Origin of the sequence: Leisingera sp. M658, assembly GCF_025144145.1 — a bacterium.
Taxonomy (GTDB): Bacteria; Pseudomonadota; Alphaproteobacteria; order Rhodobacterales; family Rhodobacteraceae; genus Leisingera.
On record NZ_CP083546.1, the window covers coordinates 1856495 to 1872396 of the forward strand.

Consider the following 15902-nt stretch of genomic DNA (forward strand, 5'->3'; position numbering starts at 1 on the left):
AGGCGGGCTTTCCGTCACCATACCGGCAAACGGCCAGGCACACGCGTTTCTGGCCCCTGAACGCAAGTTACGTGAGGCACTCCGATGGACTATAAGGAAATCCTGTTTTCTCTGCAGGACGGGTTGGCGGTTGTCACCCTGAACCGCGAAGCGCGCAAGAACGCGCTTAACAGCCGGATGCGGTCAGAGATCACCCATGCGATGCGCATGGCGTCTTCCGAGGCCCGCGCTGTGGTGCTGACCGGGGCAGGCGATGCGTTCTGCTCGGGCCAGGATCTGAGCGACGCAGGCAGCAATGGCGGCCAGTTGGATCTGGAGCGCACGCTGCGCGACGAATACCTGCCGATGCTGCAGGCGATTTATGACTGCCCGGTGCCGGTTGTGGCAGCCGTCAATGGCGCCGCTGCCGGGGCGGGCGCCAATCTGGCGCTGGCCGCGGATGTGGTGATCGCCACTGAAAGCGCGTTTTTCATGCAGGCTTTCAGCAAGATAGGCCTGATCCCCGATGCCGGCGGCACCTGGTTTCTGCCGCGGCAGATCGGCCTGGCAAAATCGATGGGGGCAGCGCTGTTTGCCGACCGCGTCAGCGCCCGGCAGGCCTGCGACTGGGGGATGATCTGGGAAGCGGTGCCGGACGCCGAGTTCGATGCCCATTGGCGCGCCCGCGCGGATTATCTGGCCAGCGGCCCCAGCAAAGCCTTTGCCGCCACCAAATCCGCCCTGCGCGAAAGTTTTGGGCGCACTTTGGCAGAGCAGCTGTCGGAAGAAGCGCATCTGCAGGGCCAATGCGGCAAGACCCGGGATTTCCTGGAAGGGGTGACTGCCTTCATGGAAAAACGCCCCGCGAAATTCGAGGGGCGCTGAAGGGGCTGGGGGACCTGGGGCGTTCGGCCCCGGTCCGCTCCTTACTCGATTATCCGAACCTGGACTGAATTCTCTGAAACCAGCCCGCCAGCACCTTGCAGCCGGGCAAAAACCTCGCCATTGGCCAGCAACAGCGCGTCCTGCGTGTCGCTGGTTTCGTCCTGTTCGGATGCAACGGTGATTTCGGGCGCTGGTCCAACCCCATCGTGATAGTAGACGATCATGTCGTGATCGCGGTCATAGTCGGTCAAAACCACAGGCTCATCCCCGGCTTCGATCCAATCACCCAGGGCCAGATCATCATAACCTTCGCCCAGGGTTACGGTATCGCCTCTGCCTGCGACAACGTTGTCGTCGCCGAACCCAGCCCGGATAACATCGGGGGCCTCGTCTATATCCTGGCTGACGTCGTATTCCAGTATGATGCGGGCGTCCGGGTCGTCGTTGGCGGCCCATTCTCTGCCGGCTTCCAATACATTGTCCGGATCAAAGGCGCTGGTCGACACAATGAAGTCGTTGCCTGCATCCCCAATCAAGGTGTCGCTGCCCTTGCCGTCAATGATCGTGTCATGGTCGGAGCCACCCCGCAGGAAGTCGTCGCCTTCACCGCCAACCAGCAGATCCTGTCCGTCCTGGCCGAATAGCCGGTCATCCCCGCCATTGCCAGCCAGAATGTCGTGACCGTCTTTGGCAAAGATCGTGTCATCCTTGGATGCACCGGAAAGGTCGTCGTTGCCCTTGGTTGCATCTGCGGACGTGTCGGCGGCAGGTTCTGAATCGTCATCCGAGTCCAGAACTGCAAATGTGCCCGCGGCTAGGGACAAGCCAAGCAAAACCAGTAGTTCCATTCCGTGAATCCCGTTTTTCTTTAGCGCGCAGCCTGGAGCATTCCGCTTGCATGCCATTCCGCCAAAGCGTGAAATTTGTTAAAAATAAATATTTAATTGAGGATTATTAGTCAATATTTTCAGGGTATTGTGCGATTTATGCAAAAAATTGGGCAGAATCTCCAGCATTGTCGCCCCTCACGGAAGAATTCTACTGACAAGCAGGCGGTGCCAGGCCGGGATCAAACCTTGTCAGCCGCCAGTTCAGAAACAGTTCAGAAAAAACGCCCCGCAAAATGCGGGGCGTTTGGACGTTCATTGCAACTGGCGGTCAGCGCTTTTCGATGTCAATGTAATCGCGCATGGTCTCGCCCAGGTACAGCTGGCGCGGGCGGCCGATCTTGTTCTGAGGGTCAGCGATCATCTCTTTCCACTGCGAGATCCAGCCGACAGTGCGCGACAGCGCAAAGATCGGGGTGAACATCGACGTCGGGAAGCCCATCGCCTCAAGAATGATACCCGAGTAGAAATCGACGTTGGGGAACAGTTTCTTCTCGATGAAGTAGGGGTCGTTCAGCGCGGTCTGCTCCAGCTCTTTGGCAACCTGCAGCAGCGGGTTGTCCTCGACGCCGAGCAGATCCAGAACCTCGTCCGCGGATTGCTTCAGCACGGTCGCACGCGGGTCGGTGTTCTTATAGACGCGGTGGCCGAAACCCATCAGGCGGAACGGATCGTTCTTGTCCTTGGCGCGTGCGATATATTCAGGGATACGGTCGACCGAGCCGATTTCCTTGAGCATTTCCAGGCAGGCCTGGTTGGCGCCGCCGTGGGCCGGGCCCCAGAGGCAGGCAATGCCGGCCGCGATACAGGCAAACGGGTTTGCGCCCGAGGAAGAGGCCAGACGCACAGTGGAGGTTGAAGCGTTCTGTTCGTGATCCGCGTGCAGGGTCAGGATGCGGTCCATCGCCCGGCTCAGAATCGGGTTCACATGGTATTCCTCAGCCGGAACCGAGAAGCACATGTGCAGGAAGTTGGCTGCGTAATCCAGATCGTTCTTCGGATACACAAACGGCTGGCCGATCGAGTATTTATAGGCCATCGCGGCAATGGTCGGCAGTTTGGCGATCAGACGCACGGCGGCAACTTCGCGCTGCCACGGATCGGTGACGTCCAGTGAGTCGTGGTAGAAGGCCGACATCGCGCCGACCACGCCAACCAGCGTCGCCATCGGATGCGCATCGCGGCGGAAGCCTCGGAAGAAGTTGTGCATCTGCTCATGCACCATGGTGTGACGGGTCACACGGGTCTCGAAATCCTCCAGCTGGGTGACGGTCGGCAGTTCGCCGTAAAGCAGCAGATAGCAAACCTCCAGATAATGGGATTTCGATGCCAGCTGGTCGATCGGGTAGCCGCGGTGCAGCAGTTCGCCCTTGTCGCCGTCAATATAGGTGATGGTGCTGTCGCAGCTGGCGGTCGAGGTGAAGCCCGGGTCATAGGTGAACACACCTGCCTTCGCGTAGAGCTTGCGGATGTCGAGAACATCGGGCCCGGCCGTTGGCGAGAAAATGGGCAGCTCGTAGGTTTCGCCATTCAGGCTGAGCGTGGCAGATTTCTGTGTCTCGGTCATGGATGTCCCTTCCTGTTACAGGCACGAGAGCGGCCGTGCAGGCGTCTTCATGCGGGGCAGCGCCTGCGCGGAGTCGCGCAGGGGTTGTGTTATCAAAACAGGCTTACCCGGGAGTTAAGGACCGGTCTCAGCCTGTTGCGTCTTGGAGCCGGGCAATGGTTTCATCGCGGCCCAGAATCAGCATCATATCGAACACCGAAGGCGTTACCGCCCGGCCCGCCAGTGCTGCCCGCAAAGGGCCTGCCAGCTTGCCGAACTTGGTATCATGGGCTTCTGCAAATGCGTTCAGAAGCGCCTCCAGATCGTCACGGACCCAGCTAGCATTTTGCAGCTGCGGCGTCAATTCACCCAGTATACCATCGGATACAGAAGATAGCGCCTTTTCCGCCTTCGCATCCCGGTCAATTGGCCGTGAGGTAAGGATAAAATGCGCTTTTTCAAGCAGTTCAGGGAAGGTACGCGCCCGGTCCTTGAGGCAATACATCGCAGCCTCCAAACCCTGTGACTGCGCGTCATTCAGGGCAGTTTCTCCGGCTGCGTCCAGATAAGCGCTGATTTCATGCCGCAGTGCGGCGTCGTCGCTAACGGCGATATGCTGACCGCTGAGATTCTCCAGCTTCTTGGTGTCGAACCGGGCCGGGCTTTTGCCGATACCGTCAAAGTTAAACCACGCCTTGGCCTGATAGTCCGTAAAAAATTCGTCATCGCCATGCGACCAGCCCAAACGGGCCAGATAGTTGCGCATGCCGGCCGCCGGATAGCCCATCGCCTGGTATTCCTGCGCGCCCAAGGCACCATGACGTTTGGACAGTTTTTTGCCGTCCGGCCCGTGGATCAGCGGGATATGCGCCCAGACCGGCACGTCCCAGCCCATCGCCTCATAGATCATCATCTGGCGGGCGGCGTTGTTCAGGTGGTCGTCGCCGCGGATCACATGGGTGACGCCCATATCGTGGTCGTCGACTACAACCGCCAGCATGTAAACCGGGGTGCCGTCCGAGCGCAGCAGGATCATGTCATCAAGCTGATCATTCCTGATGGTGACGTCGCCCTGAACCTCATCTTTGATAACGGTAACGCCGCTTTGCGGCGCTTTGATGCGGATCACAAAAGGTGCATCCGGGTGGCTGGACGCATCGGCGTCGCGCCAAGGTGAACGGTAGAGGGTGGATTTGCCTTCGGCCTTGGCTTGTTCACGGAAGGCGGCAATTTCATCCTGGCTGGCAAAACACTTATAGGCTTTGCCTTCGGCCAGCAGCTGTTTCGCCACTTCGGCGTGGCGCGCAGCACCTTCAAACTGGCTGATCACCTCGCCGTCATGGTCCAGGCCCAGCCATTCCATTCCCTGCAGGATGGCGGCGGTTGCCTCGGGGGTGGAGCGTTCGCGGTCGGTATCCTCGATCCGCAGCAGGAACTTGCCGCCGCGGCCGCGGGCATACAGCCAGTTGAACAGCGCAGTGCGGGCGCCGCCAATATGCAGAAAGCCGGTGGGAGACGGCGCGAAACGGGTGACAACCGGTTGGGTCATGAGCAGGATTTACCTTTTGGAAACCATGTGAGGTTTAGAGTTTCAGCCTGTCTACCGGGCCAGAAGGCGGGGGGCAAGCATGCGGCCGACCACAGCCATCGCAGACCTGCTGCAGGCGCAGCGGGGACATCTGTTCCCCTGGACCCCGGTGTTTCTAGGGGCTGGGATCGGAGCCTATTTTTCTTTGAAGTTTGAGCCAGGCGCCGCCGCGTTTGCCGGGCTGGCGATCTGTGCGCTGCTGATGGCAGCCGGTGCTATGTCCCGGCGGCCGCTGGCATTTTTGCTGTGGGCGCCGGCACTTGCAGCGGCGGGGCTGTGCCTGGCCGGGGCACGGGCGCACCGGGTGTCGGCTCCGGTCCTGGATTTCCGCTATTACGGGGCGGTGGAGGGACGTGTCGTGGCTGTCGACCGCTCGCCGACCGACGCCCTGCGGCTGACCCTGGATCAGGTTCGGCTGGACCGGGTGGCGGCGGAAGATACGCCGGCCCGTGTCCGCATATCATTGAAAGCGCTGGAACAGGTGCCGCCGCCCGGCGCCAGGGTCATGACCACCGCGCATTTGCTGCCGCCGCAGGGACCTGCCGAGCCCGGCGGGTTCGATTTCCGCCGCCATGCCTGGTTCAAGCAGCTGGGCGGTTTGGGATACACAAGGGTTCCGGTGCTGCTGGCAAAGGCGCCCGGCCAAGGTCTGCCAGTGGACCGCCTGCGCCGGAATATGGCGCAGGGCTTGCAAGACCGTATAGCAGGAGAGACGGGCGGGTTTGCAGCCGCAATTACCACCGGCGACCGCAGCGGCGTGGGGCAACAGACGCTGACTGCCCTGCGGCAAAGCAACCTGGCGCATCTGCTGGCGATCTCGGGATTGCATATGGGGCTGCTCACCGGATTTGTCTTTGCTGCGCTGAGAGTTGCGTTCAATCTGATACCTGTCCTGGCCCTGCGCTGGCCGGTCAAGAAACTGGCAGCGCTTGCGGCGCTGATTGCCGGCGCGGGGTATCTTGCCTTATCAGGCGGCAATGTGGCGACAGAGCGGGCCTTTGTCATGGTGGCGGTGATGTTCGGGGCTGTGCTGCTGAACCGGCGTGCGATTACCCTGCGCGCGGTGGCGGTTGCCGCATGGATAGTGCTGCTGCGGCGGCCGGAAAGCCTGCTGAGCCCTGGTTTCCAGATGAGTTTTGCCGCGACGGCAGCACTGGTTGCGGTCTTTGCAGTGCTTCGGGACAGGGAAATTCCGCTGGGGCCGCGATGGCTGCGGCCGGTTCTGGCGCTGGTGATTTCCTCTGCGGTGGCCGGCGCGGCAACAGCCCCCTTTGCTGCGGCGCATTTCAACACGGTGCCGCATTACGGGCTGCTGGCGAACCTGTTGTCGGTGCCGGTCATGGGGTCGGTCGTCATACCGGCTGCGGTTCTGGCGCTGTGCCTGGCGCCGTTCGGCCTGGAAATGATCGGGCTGACAGTTATGCGATGGGGGCTGGACTGGATCCTGGCAGTTGCGCAGGCCGTCTCGGAATTTGAAGGGGCGCTGTCGCATGTGCCTGCGCCCAGCCACTGGGTGCTGCCGCTGTTTGCTGCGGGCATGTTGTTTGCGGTGATCTGGCAAGGGCGGCTGAGGCTGGCAGGGCTGCTGCCGGCAGCATGCGCGCTGCTGATGTGGAGCGCGGCAGAGCGTCCTGTTGTCCTGATTGCGGATTCCGGCGGGCTGATTGGCGTGATGGCGCCGCAAGGCCGGGCCTTGTCCCGGGCCAAAGGGCAGGGGTTTACTGCGAAAATCTGGCTGGAGAATGATGGCGACCCGGCAGGACAGATCGCCGCCGCAGCGCGCTGGAGGGGTGAAACAGAGGCTTTGCCGATTTGGCAAGGGCTGGGATTCCGGCTGGTACATGCGCCTGGGAAACGTAAGCTCGCGCAGGCAAATGCCTGTAAAAAGGGAGATATCATCGTTTCCACGGTCACGGTGCAAATGCCGGAAAACTGTCTACTTCTGACACCGGCAGTGATGCGTCAAACAGGCAGCATCGCCGTGACCGCAACAGGCGGCTTACAGACATCCCGCAGTGTGTCGGGACAGCGGCTGTGGACAGGATGGCGGCCGGAGGGGGCTGAAATCAGCCGCCTCCGGAGGATTCTTGGCCAGGAAAACCCTTAATAAGTGCGGATCAGCCCAACCAGCTGGCCCTGGATCTGCACCTGATCTTCCGGGTAGCGCCGGGTTTCATAGGCCGGGTTGGCGGCTTCCAGCGCGATCATGCTGCCCTGGCGCTGGTAGCGTTTCAGCGTGGCCTCGTGCCCCTCGACCAGTGCAACAACGATATCGCCGTTATCTGCAGTACCGGTTTCACGGATCACCACGATGTCGCCGTCATTGATGCCGGCCTCGATCATCGAGTCACCCTTTACCTCCAGCGCGAAATGCTGGCCGTTTGGTGCGATCATGCCGCCCGGAACCGCCACCTGGTGTGACACTTGGCTGATCGCCTCTATTGGCACACCTGCGGCGATGCGGCCCATAACGGGCAATTCCACCGCAGCCAGGCGCATTGGGTCTGCGGCGGCAGGGGCAGGCGCCGCGGGCTGCGCTTGGCCGCCGTCGATCACCTTTGGTGCAAAGCCTTGCGGGTCCGGCCCGCCGCCCAGGCTTTCCGGCAGGCGGATAATCTCAATCGCGCGGGCACGGTGCGGCAGGCGGCGGATGAAGCCGCGTTCTTCCAGTGCAGTGATCAGCCGGTGAATGCCTGATTTCGATCTTAGGTCCAGTTCGACCTTCATTTCATCGAAACTGGGCGGCACACCGTCACGCTGCAGGCGTTTGTGAATGAATTCCAGCAGTTGCAGTTGCTTTTTTGTGAGCATCGCCGCTCCCTCCGCGCCTCGGGTTTTCTTTTGTTCTACGCATGTTCCCGTTTTGTGTCAATATCGCAGTCCCTGGCGTGGTGCAGAAGAGAACGCGCCTGGGGCGCGTGCCTCCGGCGGGAGTATTTTTGCAAAGGTGAAGGGGAGTTAGATCGGCAAGTATTGCACAGTATCGCCTATCCTGCGCGCGCCGTCCTTGGGCGGGCGGACCAGCAGGGCGTTGGCCTCAGCCAGAATGGTGAGCAGGGAGCTGTCCTGGTTGTCAAACGCTTGCAGCTGGCCGTTTTGCACATTTGCGCGCATGTAATGCTCGCGCGGGCCATTGGCCGTCAGGGGGGCGCAAAGGGTGGCCGTCAGCAGCTGTTCCTGCGCCGGTGCAGGCAACCCCAGCATGGATCGCACCATCGGGGCCAGAAACACGTGGCCGCAGACCATGGCCGATACTGGGTTGCCGGGCAGGCCAACCATAGCAGCGCCATTCATCCGGCCGGCCATCAGCGGTTTGCCGGGGCGCATCGCAACCTTGTAGAAACTGCGCTCCATCCCAAGATCCTGCGCCACCTTGCCGACCAGATCATGATCGCCAACCGAGGCGCCGCCGATGGTGACAACCAGATCAGCGCCCTCGGCCAGTTCAAAGGCTGTGCGCAGCGAGCTTTCGGTGTCACGGGCGATGGGCAGGATGCGGGCACGGGCGCCAATGTCTTCGAGCATCGCTTTGAGGCCAAAGGTGTTGGAGGCGATGATCTGGTCCGGTCCAGGCGTGCCGCCGGGCATCACCAATTCGTCGCCAGTGGAGATCAGGGCAATCTCCGGGCGGCGGGTGACGGGTATCGCGGGGATGTTCATAGCGGCCAGCAAAGCAATGTCAGCCGGTGTCAGGCGCTTGGGGGCCGTGACGGTCTGGCCATCGGTGAAATCACCGCCGCGGGGACGGATGTTATGGTTGCTGCCGGGGGCGCCGGTGATGGTGATAAGGTCCCCGTTGCGGGTTGTATCTTCTTGTATAACAACGAAACTTGCGCCTTCAGGCACCGGTGCACCGGTAAAGATACGCACGGCCTGGCCCGCGCCCGCGCGGCCCTGAAATGCGTGACCGGCGGCGGCTTCGCCGATCACCTTGAACATGGCGTGCAGCTCGACCTCAGCGGCGTTCACAGCGTAACCGTCCATTGCGGAGGCGGAGAACGGCGGCTGATCACGGCGCGCTTGCAGATCGGCCGACAGCACCCGGCCTGCAGCCTGTGCCAGCGGCACCTGTTTGGTTTCAAGCTGTTGAACAAGCGATAAAAGATGCGCGCGGGCTTCGCTGACCGGAATCATTTACGCCTCGTACTTACCTGATTTTCCGCCATCTTTCAGCGTCACGCGGATACCGCCGATCTGCATCGCCTTGTCCACGGCCTTGGCCATATCATAGACGGTGAGCGCGGCAGTGGAGACGGCGGTGAGCGCCTCCATCTCAACCCCGGTCTGGCCGGTAGTCTTGACCGTCGCCTCAACCCGCACGCCGGGCAGGTCCGGGTCCAGCGTCAGCTCTACCGCAACCTTGGTGACCGGCAGCGGATGGCAGAGCGGGATCAGATCCGGCGTCTTCTTGGCGCCCATGATGCCCGCCAGGCGGGCCACGGACAGAACATCGCCCTTCTTGGCACGGCCTTCGGCAATGATATCAAAGGTTTCCCGAGCCATGGTAATGTGGCCCTCAGCGGTGGCGATGCGCGAAGTTACCGCCTTGTCCGAAACATCAACCATATGGGCGTCGCCCTTGGTGTCGAAATGGGTGAGGCTCATTGCGGTCCTCCTTTACATCATACCTGGCATCAAGGGATTGGCGAGCAGCGCACGGGTGGCACCGGCGACATCGTCCTGCCGCATCAGGCTTTCGCCGATCAGGAAAGTGCGCGCACCATAACGGGCCATGTCGCTGAGGTCCTCAGGCGAGGACAACCCGCTTTCGCAAACGATGGTGCGGTCGGCTGGCACCATGCGCGACAGTTCCCGGGTGGTGTCCAGCGTGGTCTCGAAGGTCTTGAGGTTGCGGTTGTTGATGCCCATCAGCGGCGATTTCAGGTTGCAGGCGCGTTCCAGCTCCTCGGCGTCATGCACTTCCAGGAGCACATCCATACCCCAGTCAAAGGCGCTTTGCTCCAGTTCCTGCGCTTGCGCGTCCGAGATGGAGGCGAGGATGATCAGGATGCAGTCCGCCCCAAGTGCGCGGGCCTCGGCCACCTGATAGGTGTCGTACATGAAATCCTTGCGCAGCGCGGGCAGCGAACAGGCGGCGCGGGCCTGGGTCAGGAACTCCTTGGCGCCTTGGAAGCTGGGGGTGTCGGTCAGGACGGACAGGCAGGTTGCGCCGCCGTCCTCATAAGCCTTGGCCAGTGCCGCCGGTTCAAAATCAGGGCGGATCAGGCCCTTGGAGGGGCTGGCCTTCTTGATCTCGGCAATCAGACCGTAACCGCTGCGGTTGGCCTGCATCAGGCTGTCGGCAAAGCCGCGCACCGGGGAGGCTTCGCGCGCCTCGGCCTCGACCGCCTCCAGCGGTTTGGCGGCCTTGTCTGCGGCGACTTCCTCAAGCTTGTAGGCCTTGATCTTGTCGAGCACGTTTTTGGTCATGCCAGTTTCACTCATGCCTGGGCCTCCGTTGCTGCGTTCCAGTCTATGGCAGTTTCACCGCGGGCGGCGAGCCAATTGTTTACTTGTGAAAAGGGCCGGGACCCGAAGAAGCCGCGCCGCGCCGACAAGGGCGAGGGATGGGCGGTTTTCAGGATCAGGTGATCGCCCGGTTTGATATGTTTTTCAAGCTTTTGTGCAGCATTTCCCCAGAGAATGTACACGGTCGGGCGCGCGGAGGTCAGTTCCAGCACCTGATGCACCAGATGGTGCCAGCCAAAGTGCTTGTGGCCGTTTGCCTCGCCTGCGGGAACTGACAGTGCTGTGTTCAGCAGCAGCACGCCTTGACGCGCCCAGCCGCGCAGGTCTGCATTCGGACGGGTGACACCAAGATCATCCTCCAATTCCTTGTAGATATTGGACAATGAGCGGGGAAGGGGGCGGACGTCCGGCTCTGCTGAGAAGGCGAGCCCATGGGCGTGGCCCGGCGTCGGATAGGGATCCTGGCCCAAGATCACAACGCGGGTGTTTTCCGGTTGGGTTAGCGCCAGCGCAGCGAACCGCTGGCGAGCGGGCGGCAGGATGGTCCGGGGATCTTCAGAAATTGCGGCTGATATCCCGGGCCATTGGTTGGTGAAAAAGGGCAGGCTGGACCAGGCGCCCAGCCCTGGCGGAAGATCGGTCATGCGGCTGAGGTGATCCGCGCCAGTGCCTCGACCTTGGATTTGGCCGCGCCGCTGTCGATGGACTCGGCCGCGCGCGCGACACCTTCCTTGAGGTCGGCAGCCTTACCCGCGACAACCAGCGCAGCGGCGGCATTCAGCAGTACCGCATCCCGGTAGGCAGAGGGCGTGCCTTGCAGCAGCACCCGGAAGGCCATTGCGTTTTCTTCAGGGCTGCCGCCGATAATCTTGTCAAAACCGTGCACCGGCAGGCCTGCGTCCTCGGGGTGGAGTTCGACATCGCGGATGCTGCCATCCTCCTCCAAAGCGGAGACCCAGCTGACGCCGGTAATTGTCAGCTCATCCGTGCCGTCGGAGCCATGCACCAGCCAGGCGCGCTCGGACCCCAGGGCTTTCAGCGTTTCCGCCATCGGCCGGATCATCGCGCGGCTGAAGGCGCCGGTCAGCTGGCGTTTCACGCCGGCCGGGTTGGTCAGCGGGCCAAGGATGTTAAAGATAGTGCGGGTGCCAAGCTCGGACCGGGTGGGCATGACATGCGCCACCGCCGGGTGATGCATAGGCGCCATCATGAAGCCGATACCGGCCTCATTTATCGCCTTTTCAACCACTTGCGGGCCGACCATCACGTTAATGCCCATCTGGGACTGCATGTCGGCAGTGCCGGATTTGGAGCTGAGGTTGCGGTTACCGTGTTTGGCAACCACCACGCCTGCGCCGGCCGCCACAAAGGCAGTGGCGGTGGAGATGTTGAGAGTGTTCTTGCCGTCACCGCCGGTGCCGACGATGTCCATGGCACCTGCCGGAGCTTTCACCGGATTGCATTTCGAGCGCATCACGGCGGCGGCAGCTGCGTATTCATCCACGCTTTCGCCGCGGGTGCGCATCGCCATCAGCAAGCCGCCGATCTGGCTGGGCGTGGCCTCACCCTCAAACAGCAAGGTGAAAGCGGTTTCAGCCTCATCGCGGGTCAGCGACCGTTCCGCCGCGGCGCCGATAAGCGGTTTCAGGCGGTCGCTCATGCGGACACCTGCATCACGTCGAGAAAGTTTTTCAGCAGCGCGTGGCCGTGCTCAGACGCAATCGATTCCGGGTGGAACTGCACACCGTGAATCGGCAGCTCCTTATGCTGCAGGCCCATGATAGTGCCGTCTTCCAGTTCAGCGGTGATTTCCAGGCAATCCGGCAGGCTGTCGCGCTCAACCACCAGAGAATGGTAGCGGGTTGCGTCAAAAGGCGTTGGCAAGCCTTTGAAAACACCGGTATCCTTGTGGTGCATCTTACCCATCTTACCGTGCACGATCTCGTGGCAGCGGATCACCTTGCCGCCAAACACCTGGCCGATGGTCTGGTGGCCCAGGCAGACACCCAGCAAGGGGGTGCCGGTTTCAGCTGCGGCTTCGGTCAGCGCCAGGCAGATGCCGGCCTGATCCGGGTCGCAGGGACCGGGCGACAGCAGAATGCCTGAGGGCTTCATTGCCATGGCTTCCTGCACGTTGATGGCGTCGTTGCGGCGGACTTCCATTTCCGCGCCCAGCTCACCCAGATAATGGACGAGGTTGTAGGTAAAGGAATCGTAGTTGTCTATCAGCAGCAGCATCGTAGCGGGCTCTTTTAAGGGTGGCGGGCCGGGGCCGCGCCGCAGTATAGTGGTCGAAACATACATGTTCAGGGATACGGGGCAGCGTCAAGGGCAGGATAGGCGAATGCCGGAGTGAACAGAAACAGGGTTCGCTCAGGCACGCTGGTAAGGCACGGCACCGAAAACGGATTGAGAGGCAAAACAGGCATGCGTGGATTTCTGGGCGGCGTGAGTGTTGGGGCATTGCTGGCCGCGGGCGGGCTGGCGATGCTGTCTTTGTCGGTGCCCTTGCCGGACAGCAGTGTTGATACCGCAGCGGTGCCGGCACCTGCCGCACATGATCCTGGCGATGCGCCGCAGATGCCAAACGGCGGCGCGGACGCCGCCACGGACGCCGCCGGAGCGCCCGCCAGCAGCCAGGGACGTGATGCAGATCTTGTTGAGGCACAGCCGGCCGCGCCGGCCGAAACCGGTGGCAGCGATGACCTGAACGCGCTTGCAGGGGCGGATACCGCGCCGGCCGGCAAACCTGAGGTCGGGCAGTCAGCGGCGCTTATCGCTTCCGGCGATCCGGAAACGGCGGCAGCACCCGGTTTGGCAAAGGGGCCAGATGCGCCTCTGCCGCAGGCCGTTCAGCCGGCGGCGCCGCCGGCCCCGGGCGCTGAGGCTGCCGTAATAGCCGCCACTGAACCAGCACCGGAACCCGCGCCCGAGGCGCCCGGCAATGCACAAGAGGATACGGCAGAGTCTGCGCAGCCTGAGGCCAAGGCGGTTCCGGTTGAGACACCGGAGTCCGCTGCTGTTCTGGCGCCGGATATCGGCAGCGCGCCGCAGGCAATCACGCTGCCGGTAATCGGTGCGGCACCGGTTCTGCCAGAGGCTGGCAGCGACAGAGGTGAGAGTATTTCTGACAGCGAAACTGTTCCGGAATCTGCGGTTGCAGGGCAAGAGGCTTTGGCACCAAGCATCGGCACACCTGTTGTTCCGCTGACTGACCGGGACAAGCCGCAGGACGCCGGGTTTACCACTGCGGGGGTATCCGGCCAGCCGCCGTTTACCGCCTATGCCGAACCTTTTGACAATCCGGAAGACCGGCCGCTGATGTCGATTGTACTGATCGACGACGAGGGGGCGGTCGGGGCCGAGGCGTTGGCGGAATTCCCCTATCCGTTGAGTTTTGCCATTGATCCGGAAGACCCGCAGGCTGCATCCAAGATGGCCGCGCGCAGGGCGGCGGGGTTCGAGGTTCTGATGCTGGCGGATCTGCCGCGATCTGCGTCGCCGCAGGACGCGGAGACCGCGCTGGAGGTTTGGCGCGGCAAACTGCCGGAAGCCATGGCGATCCTCGAAGGGATCGGGACCGGGGTGCAGGGCAACCGGGCGCTGGCGGATCAGGTTGCAGCAGTTGCGGCCTCGGCCGGCTATGGGCTGGTGACCCAGGACAGCGGGTTGAACACGGTGCAGAAACTGGCGCTGCGCGACGGCGTGCCGGCCGGTGTTGTGTTCCGCGACTTTGACGGCGCCGGTCAAAACCCGCGGTCGATCCGGCGGTTTCTGGATCAGGCGGCGTTCCGGGCCGGGCAGGAAGGCGCGGTGATCATGCTGGGACGGTTGCGCCCGGATACGATTTCAGCGCTGCTGATCTGGGGCCTGCAGGACCGGGCTGCCCGGATTGCACTGGCGCCGGTCTCGGCCAGTTTGGAAGCAAACCTGCCGGCTAAGTGAAAACGGCGCCCAAGGCGGGCGCCGTGCCTTCGGCGAGGGTATTTTGAACCAGAAAGAAGCCGCAGCGCAGTCCTGCACTGCAAGTCCTAGCGGTTGCCGTTGCCGGTAAAACGGGCAGCGTCCGCTGCCGCGCGGCGGATGGCATTGGATTTATGGACGGTCTCCATGTACTCCGCCTCTGGGTCGCTGTCATAGACCACGCCGCCGCCGGCCTGGATATAGAGGGTCTGATCCTTGACGATGGCGGTACGCAGCGCGATGCACATATCCATGTCGCCGCCTGCCGAGAAATAGCCGACACCGCCGCCGTAGACGCCGCGTTTCTCCGGCTCCAGCTCGTCAATGATTTCCATCGCCCGCACCTTGGGGGCGCCGGAGACGGTGCCTGCGGGCATCCCGGCAAAGAAGGCGTCGAGCGCATCCTTGTCCTCTGCCAGCTCACCCACGACGTTTGAGACGATGTGCATTACATGGCTGTAACGCTCGATGATGAATTTCTCGGTCGGACGCACGGTGCCGATTTTGGCGACCCGGCCGGTGTCATTGCGCCCCAAATCCAGCAGCATCAGATGCTCGGCCAGTTCTTTTTTGTCGGCCAGCAGGTCTGCTTCCAGCGCTTTGTCCTCTTCGGGCGTGGCGCCGCGGGGGCGGGTGCCTGCGATCGGGCGGATGGTGACCTCTTGTCCAAACACGCGGACCAGGATTTCCGGGCTGGCGCCCACCACCTGAAAGCCGCCGAAGTTGAAGTAGAACATGAACGGCGACGGGTTGGTGCGGCGCAGGCTGCGGTAGAGCGCGAAAGGCGGCTGGCGGAAGGCTTGCGTCCAGCGCTGTGCCGGCACCACCTGAAAGATGTCGCCTGCACGGATGTAGTCCTTGGCCTTCTCCACCGCGGCCATGTAGCCGTCCTTGGTGAAGTTCGACACGGGCGGTGCGACCTCATCCGCGTCACCCAGATCGCGGCTTTCGGCAGGCATGGCACGTTCCAGATCGCGCACCGCGTCCATCACCCGCTCGGCGGCTTGGGCATAGGCGGCCTTGGCGGTCTGGCCGTCGCTGGACCAGACCGGCGACACCACGGTGACCTCGCCCTTGACCCCGTCCAGGACGGCAATCACCGAGGGGCGCAGCATCAGCGCGTCGGGCAGGCCGAGCGGGTCGGGGTTCACATCCGGCAGGTGCTCAACCAGGCGGATCATGTCATAGCCAAGGTAGCCGAACAGGCCGGCCGCAGCCTGCGGCAGATCGTCTGGCAGGTCGATCCTGCTTTCGGCAATCAACGCCCGCAGGTTGTCCATCGGGTTGCCGTTCTGCGGGGTGAAGTCATCCGCATCAAACCGGGCCGAACGGTTGAGGCTGGACTGCTCCCCATGGCAGCGCCAGACCAGATCCGGTTTCATGCCGATGATCGAATAGCGCCCGCGCACCTCGCCGCCGGTGACGGATTCCAGCATGAAGGCATCCTTTTGGGCGCCGGTCAGCTTGAGCATCAGCGACACCGGCGTGTCGAGGTCGGCGGCAAGGCGGGTATAGACGACCTGGTTCTTACCGGCCTCATACGCCGTGGAGAATGTGTCGAAATCGGGGGTCAGAGCCATGGGTG

General features: G+C 62.5%; 14 protein-coding genes. 3 read left to right on the forward strand and 11 right to left on the reverse strand.

The genetic code is table 11. The annotated features are described in order from the left end of the window. Positions 1-84: 84 nt before the first annotated feature. Positions 85-864, forward strand: a complete 780-nt coding sequence (locus tag K3724_RS09295) for an enoyl-CoA hydratase-related protein (protein WP_259992078.1) — start codon at positions 85-87, stop codon at positions 862-864. 41 nt (positions 865-905) lie between these two features. Here K3724_RS09295 and K3724_RS09300 read toward each other — a convergent pair whose 3' ends face one another. The 3 genes from K3724_RS09300 to gltX all read right to left on the reverse strand — a co-directional run bounded on the left by K3724_RS09300 (position 906) and on the right by gltX (position 4846). After that, positions 906-1712 (reverse strand): calcium-binding protein, encoded by an 807-nt coding sequence (locus K3724_RS09300; protein WP_259992079.1) that lies wholly within the window; start codon positions 1710-1712, stop codon positions 906-908. A 310-nt stretch (positions 1713-2022) separates the two neighbouring features. Next, positions 2023-3318 carry a citrate synthase gene (locus K3724_RS09305; RefSeq protein ID WP_027259026.1) on the reverse strand — a complete coding sequence of 432 codons (1296 nt, stop codon included), beginning with the start codon at positions 3316-3318 and terminating at the stop codon, positions 2023-2025. Between the two features lie 127 nt (positions 3319-3445). Continuing rightward, positions 3446-4846, reverse strand: coding sequence for a glutamate--tRNA ligase (gltX, locus tag K3724_RS09310; RefSeq protein ID WP_259992082.1), 1401 nt, complete (start codon positions 4844-4846; stop codon positions 3446-3448). A 79-nt stretch (positions 4847-4925) separates the two neighbouring features. On the opposite strand from gltX, the gene K3724_RS09315 reads away from it, so the two are divergent. Beyond that, a complete protein-coding gene (locus tag K3724_RS09315) occupies positions 4926-6992 on the forward strand; it encodes a ComEC/Rec2 family competence protein (protein WP_259992084.1) in 2067 nt (688 codons plus the stop codon). Here the strand turns inward: K3724_RS09315 and lexA are convergent. The 7 genes from lexA to K3724_RS09350 form a co-directional block, all read right to left on the reverse strand. Beyond that, the gene (gene lexA / locus K3724_RS09320) at positions 6989-7696 is read right to left on the reverse strand and encodes a transcriptional repressor LexA (RefSeq protein WP_259992086.1); all 708 of its coding nucleotides are present in this window, start codon (positions 7694-7696) and stop codon (positions 6989-6991) included. The two genes, K3724_RS09315 and lexA, sit on opposite strands and share 4 nt — an antisense overlap. Before the next feature lie 147 nt (positions 7697-7843). Next, positions 7844-9019: a gephyrin-like molybdotransferase Glp gene (gene glp, locus K3724_RS09325; protein WP_259992088.1), complete on the reverse strand. Its 1176-nt coding sequence runs from the start codon at positions 9017-9019 to the stop codon at positions 7844-7846. Next, positions 9020-9490: a cyclic pyranopterin monophosphate synthase MoaC gene (gene moaC, locus K3724_RS09330; protein ID WP_134829911.1), complete on the reverse strand. Its 471-nt coding sequence runs from the start codon at positions 9488-9490 to the stop codon at positions 9020-9022. A gap of 12 nt (positions 9491-9502) precedes the next feature. Further along, a complete protein-coding gene (trpC, locus tag K3724_RS09335) occupies positions 9503-10315 on the reverse strand; it encodes an indole-3-glycerol phosphate synthase TrpC (RefSeq protein ID WP_259992603.1) in 813 nt (270 codons plus the stop codon). An 11-nt stretch (positions 10316-10326) separates the two neighbouring features. Beyond that, positions 10327-10998 carry a uracil-DNA glycosylase gene (locus tag K3724_RS09340; RefSeq protein ID WP_259992090.1) on the reverse strand — a complete coding sequence of 224 codons (672 nt, stop codon included), beginning with the start codon at positions 10996-10998 and terminating at the stop codon, positions 10327-10329. Continuing rightward, on the reverse strand, positions 10995-12014 hold the full coding sequence (trpD, locus tag K3724_RS09345; RefSeq protein ID WP_259992092.1) for an anthranilate phosphoribosyltransferase: 1020 nt from the start codon (positions 12012-12014) through the stop codon (positions 10995-10997). The genes K3724_RS09340 and trpD overlap by 4 nt, the downstream gene beginning before the upstream one ends. Then, positions 12011-12592, reverse strand: a complete 582-nt coding sequence (locus K3724_RS09350) for an aminodeoxychorismate/anthranilate synthase component II (protein WP_259992094.1) — start codon at positions 12590-12592, stop codon at positions 12011-12013. The genes trpD and K3724_RS09350 overlap by 4 nt, the downstream gene beginning before the upstream one ends. Before the next feature lie 189 nt (positions 12593-12781). On the opposite strand from K3724_RS09350, the gene K3724_RS09355 reads away from it, so the two are divergent. Continuing rightward, positions 12782-14299 carry a divergent polysaccharide deacetylase family protein gene (locus K3724_RS09355; protein WP_259992096.1) on the forward strand — a complete coding sequence of 506 codons (1518 nt, stop codon included), beginning with the start codon at positions 12782-12784 and terminating at the stop codon, positions 14297-14299. 86 nt (positions 14300-14385) lie between these two features. Here K3724_RS09355 and trpE read toward each other — a convergent pair whose 3' ends face one another. Further along, positions 14386-15897, reverse strand: a complete 1512-nt coding sequence (trpE, locus tag K3724_RS09360) for an anthranilate synthase component I (protein ID WP_259992098.1) — start codon at positions 15895-15897, stop codon at positions 14386-14388. Positions 15898-15902 lie beyond the last annotated feature (5 nt).